Origin of the sequence: Pseudomonas sp. MWU12-2037 (genome assembly GCF_023242345.1) — a bacterium.
Classification (GTDB): Bacteria; Pseudomonadota; Gammaproteobacteria; order Pseudomonadales; family Pseudomonadaceae; genus Aquipseudomonas; species Aquipseudomonas gingeri_D.
This window is the reverse complement of record NZ_JALLIZ010000013.1, coordinates 84,173-102,295: the sequence shown is the minus strand read 5'-3', so window position 1 is coordinate 102,295 and position 18,123 is coordinate 84,173. Positions and strand designations below refer to the sequence as shown.

Annotated in this window: 17 protein-coding genes; 6 read left to right on the top strand and 11 right to left on the bottom strand. The window is 61.3% G+C overall.

Features of this window, described 5'->3' with window-relative positions; genetic code table 11:
* Positions 1 to 31 precede the first annotated feature (31 nt).
* The 3 genes from M5B42_RS22245 to M5B42_RS22235 are packed head-to-tail and all read right to left on the bottom strand — an operon-like array spanning position 32 to position 3,959.
* The gene (locus M5B42_RS22245; protein ID WP_248747032.1) at positions 32 to 1,612 is read right to left on the bottom strand and encodes an aldehyde dehydrogenase (NADP(+)); all 1,581 of its coding nucleotides are present in this window, start codon (positions 1,610 to 1,612) and stop codon (positions 32 to 34) included.
* A gap of 10 nt (positions 1,613 to 1,622) precedes the next feature.
* Complete coding sequence (araD1, locus tag M5B42_RS22240) at positions 1,623 to 2,615, bottom strand: AraD1 family protein (RefSeq protein WP_248747031.1); 993 nt, start codon at positions 2,613 to 2,615, stop codon at positions 1,623 to 1,625.
* A 21-nt stretch (positions 2,616 to 2,636) separates the two neighbouring features.
* Positions 2,637 to 3,959: an MFS transporter gene (locus tag M5B42_RS22235; RefSeq protein WP_152740330.1), complete on the bottom strand. Its 1,323-nt coding sequence runs from the start codon at positions 3,957 to 3,959 to the stop codon at positions 2,637 to 2,639.
* 191 nt (positions 3,960 to 4,150) lie between these two features.
* On the opposite strand from M5B42_RS22235, the gene M5B42_RS22230 reads away from it, so the two are divergent.
* Positions 4,151 to 5,887 (top strand): IlvD/Edd family dehydratase, encoded by a 1,737-nt coding sequence (locus M5B42_RS22230; RefSeq protein ID WP_103499736.1) that lies wholly within the window; start codon positions 4,151 to 4,153, stop codon positions 5,885 to 5,887.
* 47 nt (positions 5,888 to 5,934) lie between these two features.
* Positions 5,935 to 6,657 (top strand): FadR/GntR family transcriptional regulator, encoded by a 723-nt coding sequence (locus tag M5B42_RS22225; RefSeq protein ID WP_100943707.1) that lies wholly within the window; start codon positions 5,935 to 5,937, stop codon positions 6,655 to 6,657.
* A gap of 104 nt (positions 6,658 to 6,761) precedes the next feature.
* Here the strand turns inward: M5B42_RS22225 and M5B42_RS22220 are convergent, their stop codons facing one another.
* The 4 genes from M5B42_RS22220 to M5B42_RS22205 form a co-directional block, all read right to left on the bottom strand.
* A complete protein-coding gene (locus tag M5B42_RS22220; RefSeq protein WP_248747030.1) occupies positions 6,762 to 7,592 on the bottom strand; it encodes a glycine betaine/L-proline ABC transporter ATP-binding protein in 831 nt (276 codons plus the stop codon).
* Entirely contained in the window at positions 7,589 to 8,440 is an 852-nt protein-coding gene (locus tag M5B42_RS22215) for a proline/glycine betaine ABC transporter permease (protein WP_248747029.1), read from the bottom strand. The genes M5B42_RS22220 and M5B42_RS22215 overlap by 4 nt, the downstream gene beginning before the upstream one ends.
* A 70-nt stretch (positions 8,441 to 8,510) precedes the next feature.
* Complete coding sequence (locus M5B42_RS22210) at positions 8,511 to 9,479, bottom strand: ABC transporter substrate-binding protein (RefSeq protein ID WP_248747028.1); 969 nt, start codon at positions 9,477 to 9,479, stop codon at positions 8,511 to 8,513.
* 87 nt (positions 9,480 to 9,566) lie between these two features.
* Positions 9,567 to 10,379, bottom strand: a complete 813-nt coding sequence (locus M5B42_RS22205) for a phytanoyl-CoA dioxygenase family protein (RefSeq protein WP_248747027.1) — start codon at positions 10,377 to 10,379, stop codon at positions 9,567 to 9,569.
* Positions 10,380 to 10,488: 109 nt separating this feature from the next.
* Here M5B42_RS22205 and M5B42_RS22200 point away from each other — a divergent pair, with 109 nt between their 5' ends.
* On the top strand, positions 10,489 to 11,403 hold the full coding sequence (locus tag M5B42_RS22200; protein ID WP_103497290.1) for a LysR family transcriptional regulator: 915 nt from the start codon (positions 10,489 to 10,491) through the stop codon (positions 11,401 to 11,403).
* 66 nt (positions 11,404 to 11,469) lie between these two features.
* Here M5B42_RS22200 and M5B42_RS22195 read toward each other — a convergent pair whose 3' ends face one another.
* Genes M5B42_RS22195 through M5B42_RS22180 form a run of 4 tightly spaced genes read right to left on the bottom strand, consistent with a single transcriptional unit; the run spans position 11,470 to position 14,593 of the window.
* Positions 11,470 to 12,117: an amino acid ABC transporter permease gene (locus tag M5B42_RS22195; RefSeq protein WP_248747026.1), complete on the bottom strand. Its 648-nt coding sequence runs from the start codon at positions 12,115 to 12,117 to the stop codon at positions 11,470 to 11,472.
* 1 nt (position 12,118) lies between these two features.
* The gene (locus M5B42_RS22190) at positions 12,119 to 12,799 is read right to left on the bottom strand and encodes an amino acid ABC transporter permease (protein WP_103497292.1); all 681 of its coding nucleotides are present in this window, start codon (positions 12,797 to 12,799) and stop codon (positions 12,119 to 12,121) included.
* Between the two features lie 3 nt (positions 12,800 to 12,802).
* Complete coding sequence (locus M5B42_RS22185; RefSeq protein WP_248747025.1) at positions 12,803 to 13,579, bottom strand: amino acid ABC transporter ATP-binding protein; 777 nt, start codon at positions 13,577 to 13,579, stop codon at positions 12,803 to 12,805.
* A 48-nt stretch (positions 13,580 to 13,627) separates the two neighbouring features.
* Positions 13,628 to 14,593, bottom strand: coding sequence for a transporter substrate-binding domain-containing protein (locus M5B42_RS22180; protein ID WP_248747024.1), 966 nt, complete (start codon positions 14,591 to 14,593; stop codon positions 13,628 to 13,630).
* Positions 14,594 to 15,038: 445 nt separating this feature from the next.
* Here M5B42_RS22180 and M5B42_RS22175 point away from each other — a divergent pair, with 445 nt between their 5' ends.
* Genes M5B42_RS22175 through M5B42_RS22165 form a run of 3 tightly spaced genes read left to right on the top strand, consistent with a single transcriptional unit; the run spans position 15,039 to position 18,085 of the window.
* Positions 15,039 to 16,457: a PLP-dependent aminotransferase family protein gene (locus tag M5B42_RS22175; protein ID WP_103497295.1), complete on the top strand. Its 1,419-nt coding sequence runs from the start codon at positions 15,039 to 15,041 to the stop codon at positions 16,455 to 16,457.
* Positions 16,458 to 16,461: 4 nt separating this feature from the next.
* Positions 16,462 to 17,706, top strand: a complete 1,245-nt coding sequence (locus M5B42_RS22170) for an FAD-dependent oxidoreductase (RefSeq protein ID WP_248747023.1) — start codon at positions 16,462 to 16,464, stop codon at positions 17,704 to 17,706.
* A 28-nt stretch (positions 17,707 to 17,734) separates the two neighbouring features.
* Complete coding sequence (locus M5B42_RS22165; protein WP_248747022.1) at positions 17,735 to 18,085, top strand: RidA family protein; 351 nt, start codon at positions 17,735 to 17,737, stop codon at positions 18,083 to 18,085.
* The last annotated feature ends 38 nt before the right edge of the window (positions 18,086 to 18,123 follow it).

Below are 18,123 nucleotides of genomic sequence, written 5' to 3'. Positions count from 1 at the left end.
CCGGACCTTATCCGGCAAATCGGTGCGCGCGTTACAGCGGGTCGCGCGATGGCATGCCGTCCACCAGCCGCTGAATGCGCAACGGGTTGGCGTTTTTCAACGCGTCGGGCAGCAGGTCATCGGGGTAATTCTGGAAACACACCGGGCGCAGGAAACGGTCGATGGCCAGGGTCCCGACCGAGGTGCCCCGGGCATCGGACGTCGCCGGATATGGACCGCCGTGGACCATCGAATCGCAGACCTCGACACCGGTCGGGTAGCCGTTGAGCAAGATCCGGCCGACTTTCTGTTCCAGCAAGGGCGTCAGCTCGGCGAACTGTTCAAGGTCAGCCGCCTCGCCAATGATCGTCGCCGTGAGTTGGCCGTGCAGGCCGTCCAGGGCAGCGCTGAGTTGCGCCTGGTCGGCGACTTCGACGAACACGGTGGTCGGGCCGAAGACTTCTTCCTGCAGCACCTCATCACCGTCGATCAGTAACTGGACATCGGCCTTGAAAAGCTGTGGCTGCGCCTGATTACCCGCTTGAGCGCTACCGGCCAAGTGTTGGATGCCTGGGTGAGCCAGCAGTTTTTCCAAGCCCTTGCCATAACTGCTCAAGGTGCCGGCATTGAGCATGGTTTGCGCCGGTTGATCGGCCATCAGCCGCGCGACCTGCTGGGTGAACGCGGTGAACGCCGGCGAGGCAATACCCATCACCAGGCCGGGGTTGGTACAGAACTGACCGCAGCCCTGCACCACCGAAGCGGTCAGGTCGCGGGCGACCGTTTCCGCTCGCACATGCAGCGCCTGGGGCAAAACGATGACCGGGTTGATACTCGACATCTCGGCAAACACCGGGATCGGTTGTGGACGTGCCGCCGCCATGTCGCACAAGGCGCGTCCGCCCTTGAGCGAGCCGGTGAAGCCCACCGCCTGGATCGCCGGGTGCTTGACCAGCGCTTCACCGACCCAGTCACCGAAGATCATATTGAACACACCCTCCGGCATACCGGTGGCCTGTGCCGCACGAATGATTGCATCGGCGACCTGCTCGGCCGTCGCCATATGACCGCCATGGGCCTTGAACACCACCGGACATCCCGCCGCCAGTGCCGCAGCGGTGTCACCGCCCGCCGTGGAAAACGCCAGGGGGAAGTTGCTGGCGCCAAACACCGCCACCGGCCCCAGACCGATGCGATATTGGCGCAGGTCCGGACGCGGCAAAGGTTGGCGATCAGGCAATGCACTGTCGATGCGCGCAGCGTAGAAATCACCGCGACGCAGCACCGTGGCAAACAGGCGCATCTGCCCGCTGGTACGACCGCGCTCGCCTTTGATACGGGCGGCGGGCAACGCGGTTTCGCGGCAGACCAGCTCGACGAAATCATCCCCCAGCGCGTCCAGCTCGTCGGCCACCGCCTCCAGGAATTTCGCGCGACGCTGCGCACTCAAGGCGCGGTAAGCCGGGTAAGCCGCCGCGGCAGCCTTGGCGGCGGCATCGACTTCTTGCGCGGTTGCCTGGTAGAAATCATGGGGCAAGACCGCACCGCTGCTGGCATCGACACTGTGCAACTTGACGGTGCCGTTGGCGCTGCGCTGGCCGCCGATATAGTTGTGGCCTGAAAACCGGGTCATGGTGATTTCCTTAAAGAGTGACGACGTTACCGGGCTCGAACACCGCGTCGACGTTGCCGACAGCATTGATCAACGGCGCGCCGAATTCGGCCTGGCTGATCTCGAACACATCGCCTGGCTGGGTACGTATACCGTCGGCGAATGACAGGGTCGCGGTGCCGAAGAAGTGGATATGCACATCGCCGGGCGTGAGGAACTGGCTGTACTTGAAATGGTGGTATTCGAGGTTTTCCAGGCTATGGCACATGTTGGCCTCGCCACTGAGGAATTCGTTTTCCCAGATCACCACACCGTTGCGCAGGATACGGCTGGTGCCGGCCAGGTGCCGGGGCAACTCCCCCACCCGCAGCTCCGGACCATAGCTGCAACTGCGCAACTTGGAGTGGGCCAGGTACAGGTAATTCTTGCGCTCCATTACGTGATCGGAGAATTCGTTGCCCACCGCAAACCCCAGGCGATAAGGCTTGCGATCAGGGCCGATGACATACAGGCCGCTGATCTCCGGCTCCTCGCCGGCGTCTTCGGCAAACGGCGGCACCGGGAACGACTGGCCGGGACGCACCACGATGCTGCCATCGCCCTTGTAGAACCATTCCGGTTGTACGCCCGCCTGTCCGGACGCCGGCTTACCGCCCTCCACGCCCCATTTGAAAATGCGCATGGTGTCGGTCATCGCACTGTCATCACCGGCCTGCTGATGCATCTTGTCCCGCGCCGAGGCACTGCCCAGGTGAGTCAATCCGGTGCCACTGACCAACATATGGGCCGGGTCCGGGTGATCCAACGGAGGCAGGACTTTCAGGTCAGCCAACAGCGCGGCGTAGTCATGGCTGTCACCCAAGCCGAGGCTTTGCACCTGCTGCTGCAAATTGACGCCCGCCTCGATGGCGGCCAGCGCCAGCTCGCGCACGCTGTGCGCGCTTCGTACTTCGCGCAAGGTGCTGCCTTCAACCACGCCTACCCGACGCTCACCGTTACGCAATTCGAACTGAACCAAACGCATGTGTCTTCTCCTGATAGTCGATTAAGTACGCGTGGCGCTGCGGGCGCTGGCAGCGAAAGAGTCGGCCGGCAGCAGGTGCTTGCGCTCCAGCGCGCGGTAGACCACGCCGGTCAGCAGCAGCCCGAACACCATCACCCCGGAAAGGAAATACAACCCGGAGGCCAGGTTGCCGGTGTACTCCTTGAGCGCACCGATCACGAATGGGCCGATATAGCCGCCCAGGTTGCCCACCGAGTTGATCAACGCAATGCCCGCCGCCGCGCTGGCACCGGCGAAAAACCGCCCCGGTAGCGTCCAGAACACCGCCGTGCAGGAAAACAGCGCGAACGCCACCAGGCACAGCGCCGCCAGTTGCAGCACCGGCACATTCAGCCAGGCGCTGAGGAACAGGCCGGCCGCACCCAACACGTAAAGCACCGCCAGGTGACCGTAACGATCATTCAAGCGATCGGAACTGCGGGGAATGATCAACAGCCCGATGATGCCGAAGATATAGGGCACCGCTGAAACGAAACCAGTGGTCAGGTCACTGCCGCCAAACTGCTTGATCAAGGTCGGCAGCCACAGGCCCAGGCCGTAAATGCTCAGCGTCACCGGCAGGTAAAACAACGCCAGCAGCAACAGGCGGTGGTCTTTCAGGGCGTGCAGCGGGTTGCCGTGGCGGGTCTGGCCATAGGCCTGCAAGTCCTTGTTCAGCTCACCGGCCAACCAGGTTTTTTCGTCCTCGCTCATCCATTTGACCTGCTTCGGGCCGTCCGGCAGATAGCGCAACACCGGCCAGGTCAGCAGAAGCGCCGGTGTGCCGATGACGATGAACAGCCACTGCCAGCCGTGCAGGCCAAGAAGGCCGTCCATCCCCAACAGGCCGCCTGAGACAGGGCCGGTGATCATCATCGCGATGGGTTGGGACAGGATAAACAGCCCGAGGATCTTGCCGCGATGGCGTACCGGGAACCATTGGGTGATGTAGTAGAGCACCCCCGGGAAAAACCCGGCTTCCGCCGCGCCGAGCAAAAAGCGCATCAGATGGAAACTGTACGGCCCTTGGACAAACGCCGTGCCGAGGGTGATGGCGCCCCAGGTCACCATGATCCGCGCGAACCAGCGCCGTGCGCCGAAGCGGTCAAGCATCAGGTTGCTCGGAATTTCAAACAGAAAGTAGCCAATAAAGAACAGACCAGCCCCCAGGCCATACGCCGCGTCACCGATGCCAACGTCGGCGCCCATGTGCAACTTGGCGAAACCCACGGCCGAGCGATCCACATAGGCGATCAGGTACAGCAGGATCAGGAAGGGGATCAGTTTCAGCGTGATACGACGTATAAGCCGCGGTTCCTGGCTCATGGATCGATCTCCGATTGTTATTTTTATAGAAGCTCGGGGGACGCCTCTCGCGGAAATCCGCCAGGGTCGCACCTCATCTGAAAACGACTATATAGTAGTACTATTTACTAAACAATGCTTCCAAACAGAAGATTTTGCGCCTATGGTTAACTACATAAAGAACATATAGTCATACAATAAGAGAAGTCGTCATGTCTGATAAAAAGCCCGCCCTACGCTCCGCCCAGTGGTTTGGTACCGCCGATAAAAACGGCTTCATGTACCGCAGTTGGATGAAGAATCAGGGCATTGCCGACCATCAGTTCCACGGCAAGCCGATCATCGGGATCTGCAACACCTGGTCGGAACTGACCCCTTGCAACGCGCATTTCCGTCAGATTGCCGAGCACGTCAAACGTGGGGTGATCGAGGCCGGCGGCTTTCCCGTGGAGTTCCCGGTGTTCTCCAACGGCGAATCGAACCTGCGCCCCACCGCCATGCTCACCCGCAACCTGGCGAGCATGGATGTGGAGGAAGCCATTCGCGGCAACCCAATCGACGGCGTGGTGCTGCTGACCGGCTGTGACAAGACCACTCCGGCGCTGCTGATGGGCGCGGCCAGTTGCGACGTCCCCGCCATCGTGGTCACCGGCGGGCCGATGCTGAACGGCAAGCACAAGGGCCAGGACATCGGCTCGGGCACCGTGGTCTGGCAGCTCAGCGAACAGGTCAAGGCCGGCACCATTACCCTGGATGACTTCCTCGCGGCCGAAGGCGGCATGTCGCGTTCGGCGGGCACCTGCAACACCATGGGCACCGCGTCGACCATGGCCTGCATGGCTGAAGCACTGGGCACTTCCCTGCCCCACAACGCGGCGATTCCGGCGGTGGATGCGCGCCGTTATGTGCTGGCACATATGTCCGGCATGCGCGCGGTGGAGATGGTGCGCGAGGACTTGAAGCTGTCGAAAATCCTCACCAGGGAAGCCTTTGAAAACGCGATCCGCGTGAATGCAGCCATCGGCGGCTCGACCAACGCCGTGATTCACTTGAAAGCCATCGCCGGACGCATCGGCGTCGAGCTCGACCTGGACGACTGGACCCGCATGGGTCGCGGCATACCGACCATCGTCGACCTGCAACCGTCGGGGCGTTTCCTGATGGAGGAGTTCTACTATGCCGGAGGCCTGCCGGCGGTGCTGCGCCGCCTCGGTGAAGCCAACCTGATCCCGCACCCCAACGCCCTGACCGTCAACGGCAGGTCCCTTGGCGACAACACCAAAGACGCGCCGATCTACGGCCAGGACGAAGTGATCCGTACCCTCGCCAACCCGATCCGCGCAGACGGCGGCATCTGCGTACTGCGCGGCAACCTGGCGCCACTGGGGGCGGTGCTCAAGCCTTCGGCGGCCAGCCCGGAACTGATGCAGCATCGTGGCCGCGCGGTGGTGTTCGAGAACTTCGACATGTACAAGGCGCGGATCAACGACCCGGAACTGGACGTCGATGCCCATTCGATCCTGGTGATGAAGAACTGCGGGCCCAAGGGTTATCCGGGCATGGCGGAAGTCGGCAACATGGGCTTGCCGGCCAAGCTGCTGGCCCAAGGGGTGACCGACATGGTGCGGATTTCCGATGCGCGCATGAGCGGCACGGCCTATGGCACGGTGGTCTTGCACGTGGCACCGGAAGCCGCGGCCGGCGGGCCCTTGGCCACGGTACGCGAAGGCGACTGGATCGAGCTCGACTGCGCCAACGGCCGCCTGCACCTGGACATCCCGGACGCCGAGCTGGCCGCGCGCATGGCGGACCTGAAGCCGCCACAGCCGTTGCTCGTCGGCGGCTATCGCCAGCTGTATATCGATCATGTGCTGCAGGCGGACCAGGGTTGCGACTTCGATTTCCTGGTGGGTTGCCGTGGGGCGGAAGTCCCGCGTCATTCCCACTAATTGCAATGGTATGATGCACGGTATTTAGCCAGAGCAACCTCCTCGTTATGGATCAGCAGTCGCCCAAGCCGCGTAAGAGCATGCATGCCCAAATCGTTCAGGATTTGGGCATGCACATCGTTTCCGGACGCTTCAAGCCGGAAGAAAGACTGCCCATGGAAGCCACGCTCTGCGAAGAGTACAAAGTCAGCCGCTCGGTGTTGCGTGAGGCGACCCGCGTACTCAGCGCCAAGGGCCTGGTGTATTCCAAGCCACGGGTGGGGGCGGTGGTACGGCCTCGCGTGAAATGGCACTTGCTCGACCCCGACGTGCTGTCCTGGCTGATGCAGTCCACGCCCCATAGCGAGTTTTTCAACACCCTGGCGGGTGTACGCCGCATTCTCGAACCGGAAATTGCCGCCATGGCCGCGTCCACCGCGACCGACGAAGACATCACCACCATCGAAAATGCCTACCGGGGCATGGAGACGGCGCAGACCCACGAAGCGCTGCTGCAGGCCGACCTGGACTTCCACCGGGCCATTGCCGACGCCACGCGCAATGATTTGCTCGCCTATATGTGCAACATGCTGTCGTTGCCGCTGCGCGAATCCATCAGCATCACCAACCGCCGCCCCGATATCCAGCGCCTCAGCCTGCCCCGGCACAAGGCGATCCTCACCGCGATCAAGAACCGTGACGCCCTCGGCGCCCGGCATGCGTCGCTGGTGCAACTGGACGATACGCGCGTGGCACTGGATACGGTGATGAATGTGCTGACGCCGCTATAGTCTTGCTTGCAGGGGGACGATGCCGGGCACCGCCGCGAGTCATACCGACGGGCTAGGCCGCTCCTTTGCCCTGCCAGGTTATAAGCGCTGAGTCGTCGATCATTTTATAAAGTGACCACACGCCGCTGGACGAAACGATCGACATATTCGTCGGCAGGCGAGTAGAGAATTTCCTTCGGGGTACCCACCTGGATCAACCGGCCATCCTTCAGGATAGCGATGTGATTGCCGATGCGCACGGCCTCGTCGAGGTCATGGGTGATGAAAACAATGGTTTTTTGCAGGCTTTCTTGCAGCTCCAGCAACTGGTCCTGCATCTCGGCGCGGATCAGCGGATCGAGGGCGCTGAAAGCTTCATCCATCAGGATGATATCCGTGTCGGCGGCCAGGGCCCGAGCCAGACCGACCCGCTGACGCATGCCGCCAGACAGTTGATGCGGGTATTTGTTTTCGTAGCCCTTGAGCCCCACGGCAGCGATCCAGTGCAGCGCACGCTCGGAGCACATTGCCGTGCTCTCGCCACGGACTTTCAGGCCGTAGGCGACGTTATCCAGCACGGTGTGGTGCGGCAGCAGGCCGAAGCTCTGGAACACCATGCTGATCTTGTGCCGACGGAATTGGCGCAAGGCGTCCATGTTGTATTGCATGATGTCTTCGCCATTGACCAGGATCGCGCCGGAGGTCGGGTCGATCAGGCGGTTGAAGTGACGCACCAGGGTCGACTTCCCCGAACCGGACAGTCCCATGATCACAAAAATCTCGCCACTGCCAATGGACAGCGACAGGTCATTGACCCCGACCACGCAGCCGGTTTCGGCCAGGACCTGATCCTTGGTCTTCTTCCGGCGGATCATGTTCAACGCATCTTCAGCGCGGGCACCGTAGATCTTGCAGACGTTTTTCACTTCGATCTTGTTCATCGATGCCATGCTCATTTGCTCACCTCATGCCGTGGCCGACCATAGGCCTGGGTAATGCGGTCGATCACCACCGCGAGAATCACGATCGCCAGGCCCGCTTCCAGGCCGCGTCCGACATTGAGGGTTTGAATCCCGACCAGCACATCCTCACCCAAGCCACGGGCGCCGATCATCGAGGCGATCACCACCATCGACAAGGCCATCATGGTGGTCTGGTTGATCCCGGCCATGATGCTCGGCAGGGCCAACGGCAGTTGCACGCCGAACAGCTGCTGCCAGCGGTTGGCGCCAAAGGCGTTGATCGCTTCCATGACTTCGCCGTCGACCTGGCGGATGCCCAGGTCGGTCAGGCGGATCAGCGGCGGCGCGGCGTAGATCACCGTGGCGAAAATCGCCGGGACCTTGCCCAGGCCGAACAGCATCAGCACCGGGATCAGGTACACGAAGCTGGGCATGGTCTGCATGATGTCCAACAGCGGCATCAGCACCGAACGCAGGCGGTTGCTGCGCGCCGAGAGAATTCCCAGGGGAATTCCGATCAGCACCGAGATCAGGGTGGCCACCAGCATCAGGGCCAGGGTCTGCATCAGCTTGTCCCACAGGCCGACGGCCCCCACCAGAAACAGCAGGCCGACGATAACGGTGGTGGTGACCAGCTTGCGGGTGGCGTGCCAGGCGATACCGCCGACAATGGCCAGCATCAGCCACCAGGGCGCCAGGCGCAGCAGGCCCTCGAGATTGACGATGGCCCACAACAGGGTGTCGGAGATCTGGCGGAACACATCGCCGTAGTTGGTCACCAGTGCATCGACCCAAAGGTTGACCCAGTCGGCGATGGAAAATGTGAAACGCTCGGGAAACATTGGAACCCTCGATCAAGTGGTTGTGGCAAGCTTCCCGGCCAGCCTTGCGGTTAGCCGGGAGATCGTCGACCTACAGAGCCGCGTTGATTTTCTTGGCAGCGTCAGCGCTGACCCAAGCCTGCCAAATCTCAGGGTGTTCCTTGAAGAAGATCTTCGCCAACTTGGGAGAATCGATATGCTCCTTGGTCATCCGGGCCAGGTTCAGGTTCAGCAGGTCGATCGGCAGATTGACCTTTTCCAGCACCGCGACCAGTTCTGGTGCCTGGTCATGGAAAGCCTTGGACAGCCCCACCTGGATGCTGATCTTTTTGTCGACACCCGACTTCTCCTCCAGCTTGACCAGGTCGACCTGCCCCATCAACGGCGTTGGCGACCAGTAGTAGAAGAGGATCGGCTCGCCGCGCTTGTAGCTCGACAGCACGGCGGCATCCAGCGCCGGGCCGGTACCCGGGCGGAAATTCGTGTAGCTCGCTTCCAGACCGTAGCTTTTCAGCATCTCGCTGTTTTCCAGCTCACAGGTCCAGCCGGCCGGGCAGTTGTAGAAGCGGCCTTTGCTTGGCTCTTCCGGGTCCTTGAACAACACAGCGTATTGACCCAGGTCGGCGATGTTCTTCAGCCCGGGCGCCTTGGACTTGAGGTTGCGCCTGGCGTCGCCTTCGACCACATAACGTGGCACGTACCAGCCTTCGGTGGCGCCAACGATCGGTGCGCCGACACCGACGACCCTGCCGGCCGCTGCCGCCTTGTTCCAGACTTCGCTGCGACCGACCCACTCTTCAGACAACACTTGGATGTCGTTGCTGCCCAAGGCGCTCTCCATGGTGATGGAGTTGCCCGGCAAGGTGTCGATTGCACAGCCGTAGCCGTCCTTGAGCACGATCTGCAACACCTCGGTGAGCAACATGCCGCTCTCCCAATTGAGCCCGGCGAATTTCACCGGTTTACCCGACTCGCACCAACTGGCGGCCTGGCTTGCAGCACTACCGGCCAACAGGCCGAGGGAAATCAGTGTGGCGGTAAGGTTTTTTTTGATTTTCACAATCGCACGCTCCAACACAGAGAACAGGGTTATGGCAGTGCAAGTGTTCGCCATCGCAGTGGCGAACATCGGTTTTCAACGTGAAGCTCAAACGCCTTGATGTATCGTCGGGAACCAATCTTCGCGCAGTCTCTGACCGGTCTGCATCGCATGCCCTGGATACGGTGGAGAGGTCCGTCCTGGACGCTCGAAATAACGGATATCGTCGCCCAGCCAACGCAGCGACAGCACCCGTCGACGCTGCGCCGAGGCATTGCCCCTGGCGCCATGCACGGTGCGAAAATCGAACAGCACCGCATCGCCGGGCTGCATCTCCCACTCGAGAACCTGCAGGCCCTCTTCCTTATCTGGATCGGGCGCCTCGCGGTATCCATCCGCATCCCGGTAAAAATCGCTTTGATCGGCCCAGTGGACGGGTTTTATGCCTTTTTCCCAGCGGTGCGAGCCGGCCAGCAGGCGCAGAGTCGACTCGCGCACCGGGTCCACCGGGATCCAGAAACTGACGCTCTGCTGTCCTTCGACAAAGTAATAGGGGATGTCTTGATGCCAGGGCGTGGCTTTCTGCGCCCCCGGCTCCTTGACCAGCACATGGTCATGGAAGAACTGCGCCGAACGCGAACGCATGACGGCCGCGGCAATAGCGGCGGCAGGAGACTGCTCCACCGTTGCGCGAAACTCTGGAATCCGCTGCCAATTGCAATAGTCATCAAAAAAACCACCCGGTTTGTCGTCCTTCTCCACGTAGTGGCTGGCGTAAACGCCAGGCTCCGCCAGGTTGCGTTCGATACCGGTGGCAATCGTCTCGATCCAATCAGTGAAAATACCGCGCAGGCAAACCGCGCCATCGCGCTGGAACGCTTCGATATCTTTTTCGTCAAGGGTGAATGCGCTGTGTGCCATGACCTGAAACTCCTTGAAGGAGGAAATAAATGTGGGCGCTGGACAAATATTTCACGGCACACAACAATGATAAAATAATAAGTATTGATTTATCTCCCAAGAAAAACTTATGAAGTTCACCCTGCGACAACTCCGCTACGCGCTCGCCGCGGCCAAGCACGGCAATCTCACGCTGGCGGCCGAAGAGCTGCACGTTTCCCAGCCCTCGATTTCCACGGCCATTACCGAACTCGAGGTGCTATTCGGCCAGCCGCTGTTTGTTCGCCAGCGTGGGCTCGGCGTGTCCCTCACCCCCTTCGGCCGCACGGTGATGGCCCAGGCAAAACGCGTCCTGGCCGAAGCGCGGAGCTTTGCGGATATCGGCAGCAATAGCAGTGATTTTGCCGGGGAACTGGTGCTGGGCTGTTACGCGGACCTGGCTCCGTACTGCCTGCCGCAGATCCTGCGGCACCTCCAGCGCGACTACCCCCAGGTCACTGTCGATATGCGCGAAGGCAGCTTCGAATACCTGGGCAAGCGCCTTGCCGAAGGCGCCCTGGAGTTGGCGCTGACATACGATCTCGGGTTGCCGGCCCACATGGAATGCGTGGAGCTGTGCCAGTTGACCGCCCATGCCCTGTTGCCGGCCGACCACCCGCTGGCAAACCAGTCCCGGGTGAGTCTGGCGGCGCTGAGCGAATGCAACCTGGTGGTGACGGATCAGATCCATAGCTGGCAGCATGTGCTGGATCTGTTCAGCTTCCATGGGCTCTCCCCCGCAAGCGTCCAACGGACCCACAGCTTCGAATTCCAACGCAGCCTGGTGGCCAACGGGTTCGGCGTGGCGCTGACCTACACCCGCCCCTACGGCGACCGTAGCTACGACGGCCAGCCCCTGGTCTGTCGCCCGATACGGGAAGAATTGCCGGCCCAGCGCATCGTCCTGGCCTATGATCAGCGCTACCCTTTAACGCCACCGGCCGAAGTGTTCAAGCTCCAAGCGGTGGCCTGGTTCGCGGAGCGACTGCCGTTTGCGTCAAATTGACCATTGCGCGGGGTGTATCCGCATCCAGCGCGGCTTGTCCGGATAAAAGCCGGACAAGCCATTGGCTCAATGCCGCGACTTGCGCTCCAGTAAGCGCACCCCCAGCGATAGCGGGTAACACAGGGCAAAATAAATCGCGCCCACGAGGATGTAGATCTCCAGCGGCATGAAGTACACGCTACTCAAGTCCTGGGCCCGCAGCATCAAGTCCGGCGCCGCGATCAGCGATGCCACGGACGTGTCCTTCAACAACGAGATCGCCACGTTGCCGATGGGCGCCAGCACGATACGAATGGCCTGGGGCAACACGACCCAGCGCAATACCTTGAGATGAGGCATGCCAATCGCCTTCGCCGCTTCCACCTGCCCCTTGGGCACCGCCTCCAGGCCCGAACGGTAAATCTCCGACAGATAAGCCGCCGCATTCAGCCCCAAGCCGATCATGGCCGCCTGGAAAGAGCTGAATTGAACGCCGACTTCGGTCAGGCTGAAGTAGACGATGAACAGTTGCACCAGCGCCGGGGTGCCGCGAAACACCTCGATGTAGATCAGCGCCGCACGGCGCAATGGCCGATTGCTCGAGAGTCTCGCCAGCGCCACCAGCAGGCCGACGATCAAACCGATGACCAGCGCGCCAAACGCCAACTGCAGCGTGGCCCAGGCCGCAGCCAACAACTCGACATGGGTTGCTTCCCACAACTCGCCATAACCCATATCAATTCTCCTTCACGACTTTGAGTCGCCGTTCGGTTCTCGCCGCCCAGTGGGAAAGTACCAGGCTCAACACCAGGTAGATGATCGCCAGCAGAAAGTAGATCTGATTGGTCTGGTAGGTTTCACTGACCAGCATCCGCGCCTTGAACGTCAGCTCCGGCACCGCCGCCGCCGATGCCAGGGACGTGTCCTTGAGCAGGCCGATGGCGAAGTTGGCCATCCCCGGAATGGCGACCTTGAATGCCTGGGGCAATACGATGATGCGCATCGCCAGTGCGCGGGTCATGCCGATGGAAAACGCTGCTTCGCTTTGCCCACGGTCGATCGTGCGGATGCTTGAACGGAACACTTCCGACAGGATCGCCGCACCGTTCAGGCCAAAACCGATGATCGCCGCCCCGATCGCCGGCAGCGTGATGCCGATGTACGTCAGCCCGAAGTAGAGGATGAACAGCTGGGTCAGGATCGGTATGTTGCGAAACACCTCCAGGTACAGGCTCGCCAGCAAACTCAAGACCCGGCTGCGCGAGAGCCGCATCAATGCCAGGCAAAAGCCCAGCAACGTTGCCACGACGAACGCCGCGGCGGTCAAGCCGACGGTGGTCAGCGCGCCGATGCCCAGCACCTTCAAAAAGTACGGCAGCATCTCGATGGCTTTGTGCAGTGCAGTCGAATCGAGCATCGATCAATGCTCCTGCACGGCACGGATAAAGGAACGGGTGCGTTCGACCTGGCTCTCGCGAAAAATCTGCCGGGGCGGCCCCTGCTCGACAATGTTACCGTCGGCCATGAAGATCACCTGATCGGAGACACTTTCGGCGAAATGCATTTCGTGGGTGACGATGATCATCGTCATGCCCTCTTCCGCCAGCTTGCGCATGACGGTCAGTACTTCACCCACCAGTTCCGGGTCCAGCGCCGAGGTCGCCTCGTCGAACAGCATCAACTTGGGCCGCATCGCCAGCGCCCGGGCGATTGCAATGCGCTGCTGTTGCCCGCCCGAGAGCTGTTCCGGATAGACATCACGCTTGGCGAACATGCCCACCTTGTTCAGCAGGTCTTCGGCCAGCTCCACCGCTTCCGCGCGACTGCGCTGTTGCACCTTGAGCGGCCCGAGGATGATGTTTTCCAGGACCGAGAGGTGCGGAAACAGGTTGAAGCGCTGGAACACCATGCCGATCTCGGTGCGCATGCGCGCCAGCTCCTTATCGCTCATAGGCACTTTCCGTGTGCCCACCAGACGCTGGCCGATCAGTTCGTTATCGATGTAAATATCACCTCGGGTCGGTTCTTCGAGGTAGTTGACGCAGCGCAGCAGGGTGGTCTTGCCCGACCCGCTGGGCCCGATAAGCGAAATCTTCTGACCCTGCTGTACATCGAGGTCGATACCTTTGAGAACGTCCAGGCTACCGAAGGACTTGTAGAGTCCCTCGATCCGCACCAGTGGGGTTGATTCAGCCATGTGTAATGTCCGTGAGTGGATGAGGCCAAGCGTGATCGTGACGTCGATTCAGGCGAAGGACTGGCTGAAATCCCGCGGCGGGTGCTCGAACGGCCCGATAAGGTTGCCCTTCTCGTCCCGGTCGACACCGATGCGCGGATCCTTGGCGGGAGGCGCAAGGTAGTCGGGGTTCTTGATCCCGTACTTGGCAAGGACCGGCTTGATCTGATCGGTACTCTTGAGCCAGCGCAGGCCCTGGTTCACGCCATCGAACAAGTCCTGGTTCTGCGGATGAACGCCCCAGATCGCCTCGAACTTGGCGGTCAGGCTGGGGAATTTTTCATCGTAGGACATGGGGATCTGTTTGAGCTTGAGGCTGGGGTCCTGAAGGATCATGTAGTCGATGGTCGGAGCGTCCAGCACGGCAAAATCCAGGCGCCCGGCCCGCACGTCACGCAGGCAGGAGTCGGTGTTGTCATAGAGCTTGACCTCTTTCACACCGTCGATTTTCTTCATGTCGGGGATGGTGAAATAACCGGTGATGGCACCGATGGTGCGGCCTTTGACATCGTTCACGGTGATAGACGTCTCGAACGGCTCGCTGTCGCGCATGATCACGTAGGCACCGGTGTAGAACACCGGGTCGGTCAACAGCAGGATCTTCGAGCGCATCGGGTTCCAGGCGAAATTGCCACCGAACCAGTCGGCACGTCCCGACCTGACGGCTTCGACCACCGCCGGGAAGCCCATGGTCAGTACATCGAGCTTGAGTTCGAGGCGATCGGCAATGATCTTCAGCAACTCCAGGTCGGTGCCGACCGGAACGCCTTCGCGCAACGCGCCCAAGGGCATGTCGCCGAGACACGCGGCCGTCAGGTAGCCGGGACGTACGGTCTTGATCGGTTTCCCAGCGGCGAAGGCGAAGGACATCGGGGTCATCGCACTGCCCACCAAGGCCGCCAGTGAACCGTAGCCGGCGGCTTTGAGCAGCCCGCGCCGAGAGAGTCCCAGGGTGTCGAATTTGAAGTCGGACATAGATCACCTATTGGTTAATGATTATTCTGGACCATTACAAGCCGTACAATTCAAACGCCATCCATGGTTCGATCGTCCTGGGTTGCATCACCCAAAACACCCGTAATCACGCTCACCACAGCTTAGGGCAACCACGCCAACCGCCACATTTCGCAGCTCGGTCGCGCCGCCGCCGTGGCTCCTGCATACTCTGTGCCGCCCAGCAACGAGCTGAACGGCCGGTGGTTGTCGGGACGAGCCCGGCTGGAACATGTCGATCACCATGTGCATACCCCACTGCGTTGGGAGTGACAGCCATTTTCTCTTATTGTGATGCATGACAAGCATTACAACTCACACACTAATCACGGTTTTTTCGCTTGTCAACAGGACTTGTATCGGATAAAAAGCAATACAAATTTGCTTATTGTCTTGCTACAAGCATGACAAGCAGGGATAAAGCACCATGAGTCAATTCGAACAACTGCTGGACGAACTCAAGGCCAGCGCGGCCTTGCAGCGTGACAAAGCGGAAACCCTTTACGCCCAATTGGCCGACTCACTGGCTGAAGCGATCCGCCACGGCAAGCTCAAGCCGGGCGAGCGCCTGCCGCCGCATCGCGAGTTCGCCAGCGCACTGGGGCTGAACATCACCACGGTGACCAAGGCCATGGCCGTGCTGCAGCAGAAAGGCCTGGTCGAAAGCCGGCCGGGGCGTGGCACCCAAGTCGCCCTGCCGCGGCATCCGGCCGCACAGTTCCAGTCGGCGCCGAGCAACGACCCGGGCACCGTGGACCTCAGCGTCAACCGGCCGGCCACCGATGGCTTCAATCGGGTACTGGCGCAGTTACTACCGCGTCTCTCCAGCGATCCACGCTTTAGCGACATGAAGGACTATCACCCGTCCGAAGGCCCGCTCTGGGCCCGTGAAGCCGCCGCGCAGTGGCTACGCCACACCGGCGTACACGCCGAGGCCGGGCAGATGCTGATAGTCGAGGGCGCTCAACATGGCATCGCCAATACCCTGCGCAGCCTGACCAACAGCGGTGACACCGTGCTGGCCGACAGCGTGACCTACCAAGGCATCAACGCCTTGTGCCGCTCGCTGGGCCTGATTCTGGTCGGCGTCGACGCCGACGCGCGCGGCATGTCACCCGAAGCCTTGCGCCTGGCTTGCGCCGAACATCAGCCACGACTGCTGTTTCTGGTGCCTTCGATCCATAACCCGACCGCCATTACCCTGGATGCCGAGCGCCGCGAGGCACTGGCCGCGGTGATTCGCGAAACCAACCTGCTGGTGATCGAGGACGATGTCTATCGGCCCCTGCTGGATCAATCGCCGCCCTCCTTCGCCTCACTGATGCCTGAGCGGACGATTTATATTTCAGCCCTCTCCAAATGCATCGCCCCCGGGCTGCGCATGGGTTTTGTCATGGCGCCCCAGCCGTTGGTGCAAGACATTGCCGCCATGCAACGCATCGATTGCTGGAGCACCTCGCCACTGACGGCACTGATCGCGACCCAATTGATCGAGGATGGCCACGCCGAACAGCTGGTCTCGGAGCAGCGCGAAGAATTGCGGATCCGCCAGGCACTGTTGGCGACTCATCTTGAAGGCCTGGAATTCCAGCACAGCGCTACCGGCACCCATGCCTGGCTAGTGCTGCCGGAACCCTGGACCGGCTCGCGTTTCGCCCGGCTGTGCCAGGACCGCGGTGTCGTGCTACTGGCCGGTGGAGCCTTCACCCTGCGTCCGGAACTGTCGCCGCAAGCCGTGCGCATCAATATCTCCGCGGCCCTGTCGCGCGAGCATCTGGTCAAGGCCCTGGGAGTGATCAGCCAACTGGCGCGCCAGGGTCATCTCTACATGCACAACCGGATCTGAGGACATGACACAGCCAGTCCATTGCGAAATTGCCGTTGTCGGTGCCGGTGTCGTCGGGGTTGCGAGCGCACTCTGGCTACGTCGCCAGGGCTACCGGGTGTTGTTGCTCGAGCGCGACGCGATCGCCTCCGGGGCCTCTTACGGCAATGCCGGCACCCTCGCGCCCTACGGCGTGATGCCCATTGCCCAGCCATCGTTGCTGAAGGCGATCCCGTCGTTGCTGTTTTCGCCGGACTCGCCCTTCGTCATCAACTGGGCACGCCTGCCCCGGCTGATGCCCTGGCTGTTGCGGTTTCTCAATGAATGTCGCGCCTCGCGCTGTGAAGCCAACACACTGGCCCTGAGCAAAATACTGCAACACACCTACAGCGGTTATGCGCCATTGCTGGCTGACTGCCCAGAGGCCGACCAGCATCTGCGTCACAACGGCTGCCTCTATGCCTACGGCACTGAACAAGGTTTTGCCGGCGCCCAGGCCGCCATCGAATTGCGCCGCTCGCTGGGTATCGCACAGCAGGTACTGAACGCTACCGATGTCGAACAGCTGGAACCGGCCCTGGCGGGCAAGTCGGTGGCCGGTATCCTGTTTCCCGAGTCGTCCCACATGGATGACCCGCGTGCCTTCATTGAAGCGCTGGCGGCACCGTTGGTGGCTGAAGGGGCGTTGCATCAGGCAACGATCACCGGCCTGCAAAGGCACAGCGACGGCCTGCATCTGCTCAGCGCCGAAGGCCAGTCCTATCGCGCCGACCGGGTGGTGCTGTGTGGCGGCGCCTGGTCCGCGGCGCTGGCGCGCCAGGTCGGCGATCACATTCCGCTGGATACCGAGCGCGGTTATCACATTGAGTTTGATCTGCAAGACACCCTGCTCAACCGTCCATGCTGCCCGGTGGAAAGTGCGTTCTACATGACGCCCATGGCCGGACGGTTGAGGGTCGCGGGTACGGTCGAGCTCGGTTCGATCAACGACCCGGCCAATCCCAAGCGGTTTGATTATCTGGAGCGGCATGTGCGCCGAGTCATGGGACTGACAGAACCTGTCGCTCGGAAATGGCTTGGATTCCGGCCGTCGCTGCCTGACTCGTTGCCGGTCATCGGGCCCTCACCGAACGAACCTCGATTGATCTACGCCTTCGGCCACCAACACCTGGGCCTGACCCTCGCCGGCGCGACCGGAGAGTTGGTCGCGGACTGCATTGCCGGCAAAACGCCGCAATGGCTTGAACGTTTTTCGGTGCGACGTTTCTGAGCGCCGCCATTTCGCAGGAGAGCAATTGATGCAAACCATCGAACGCAAACACACCAACCCACGCATGAGCCAGATCGTCATCCACGGCAACACCCTGTATCTGGCCGGACAAGTCGGCGACCCCCGGCACGATGTCACCGAGCAGACCCGCGACGCGCTTGCGCGCGTTGATGCCTTGCTGAAGGAGGCGGGTTCAACGCGAGAACAATTGCTGCAAGTCACCATCTGGCTCGCGGACATGGCCGACTTCGAAGCCATGAATACCGTCTGGGATAGCTGGGTTCCAACCGGCCACGCCCCCGCCCGCGCCTGTGGCGAGGCGAAACTGGCGGATCCGCGGCTGCTGGTGGAAATTATTGTCTGTGCAGCCATAGGCTGATCAATGCACGTCCCCCTTACATGGCACGAGCGTCGTCG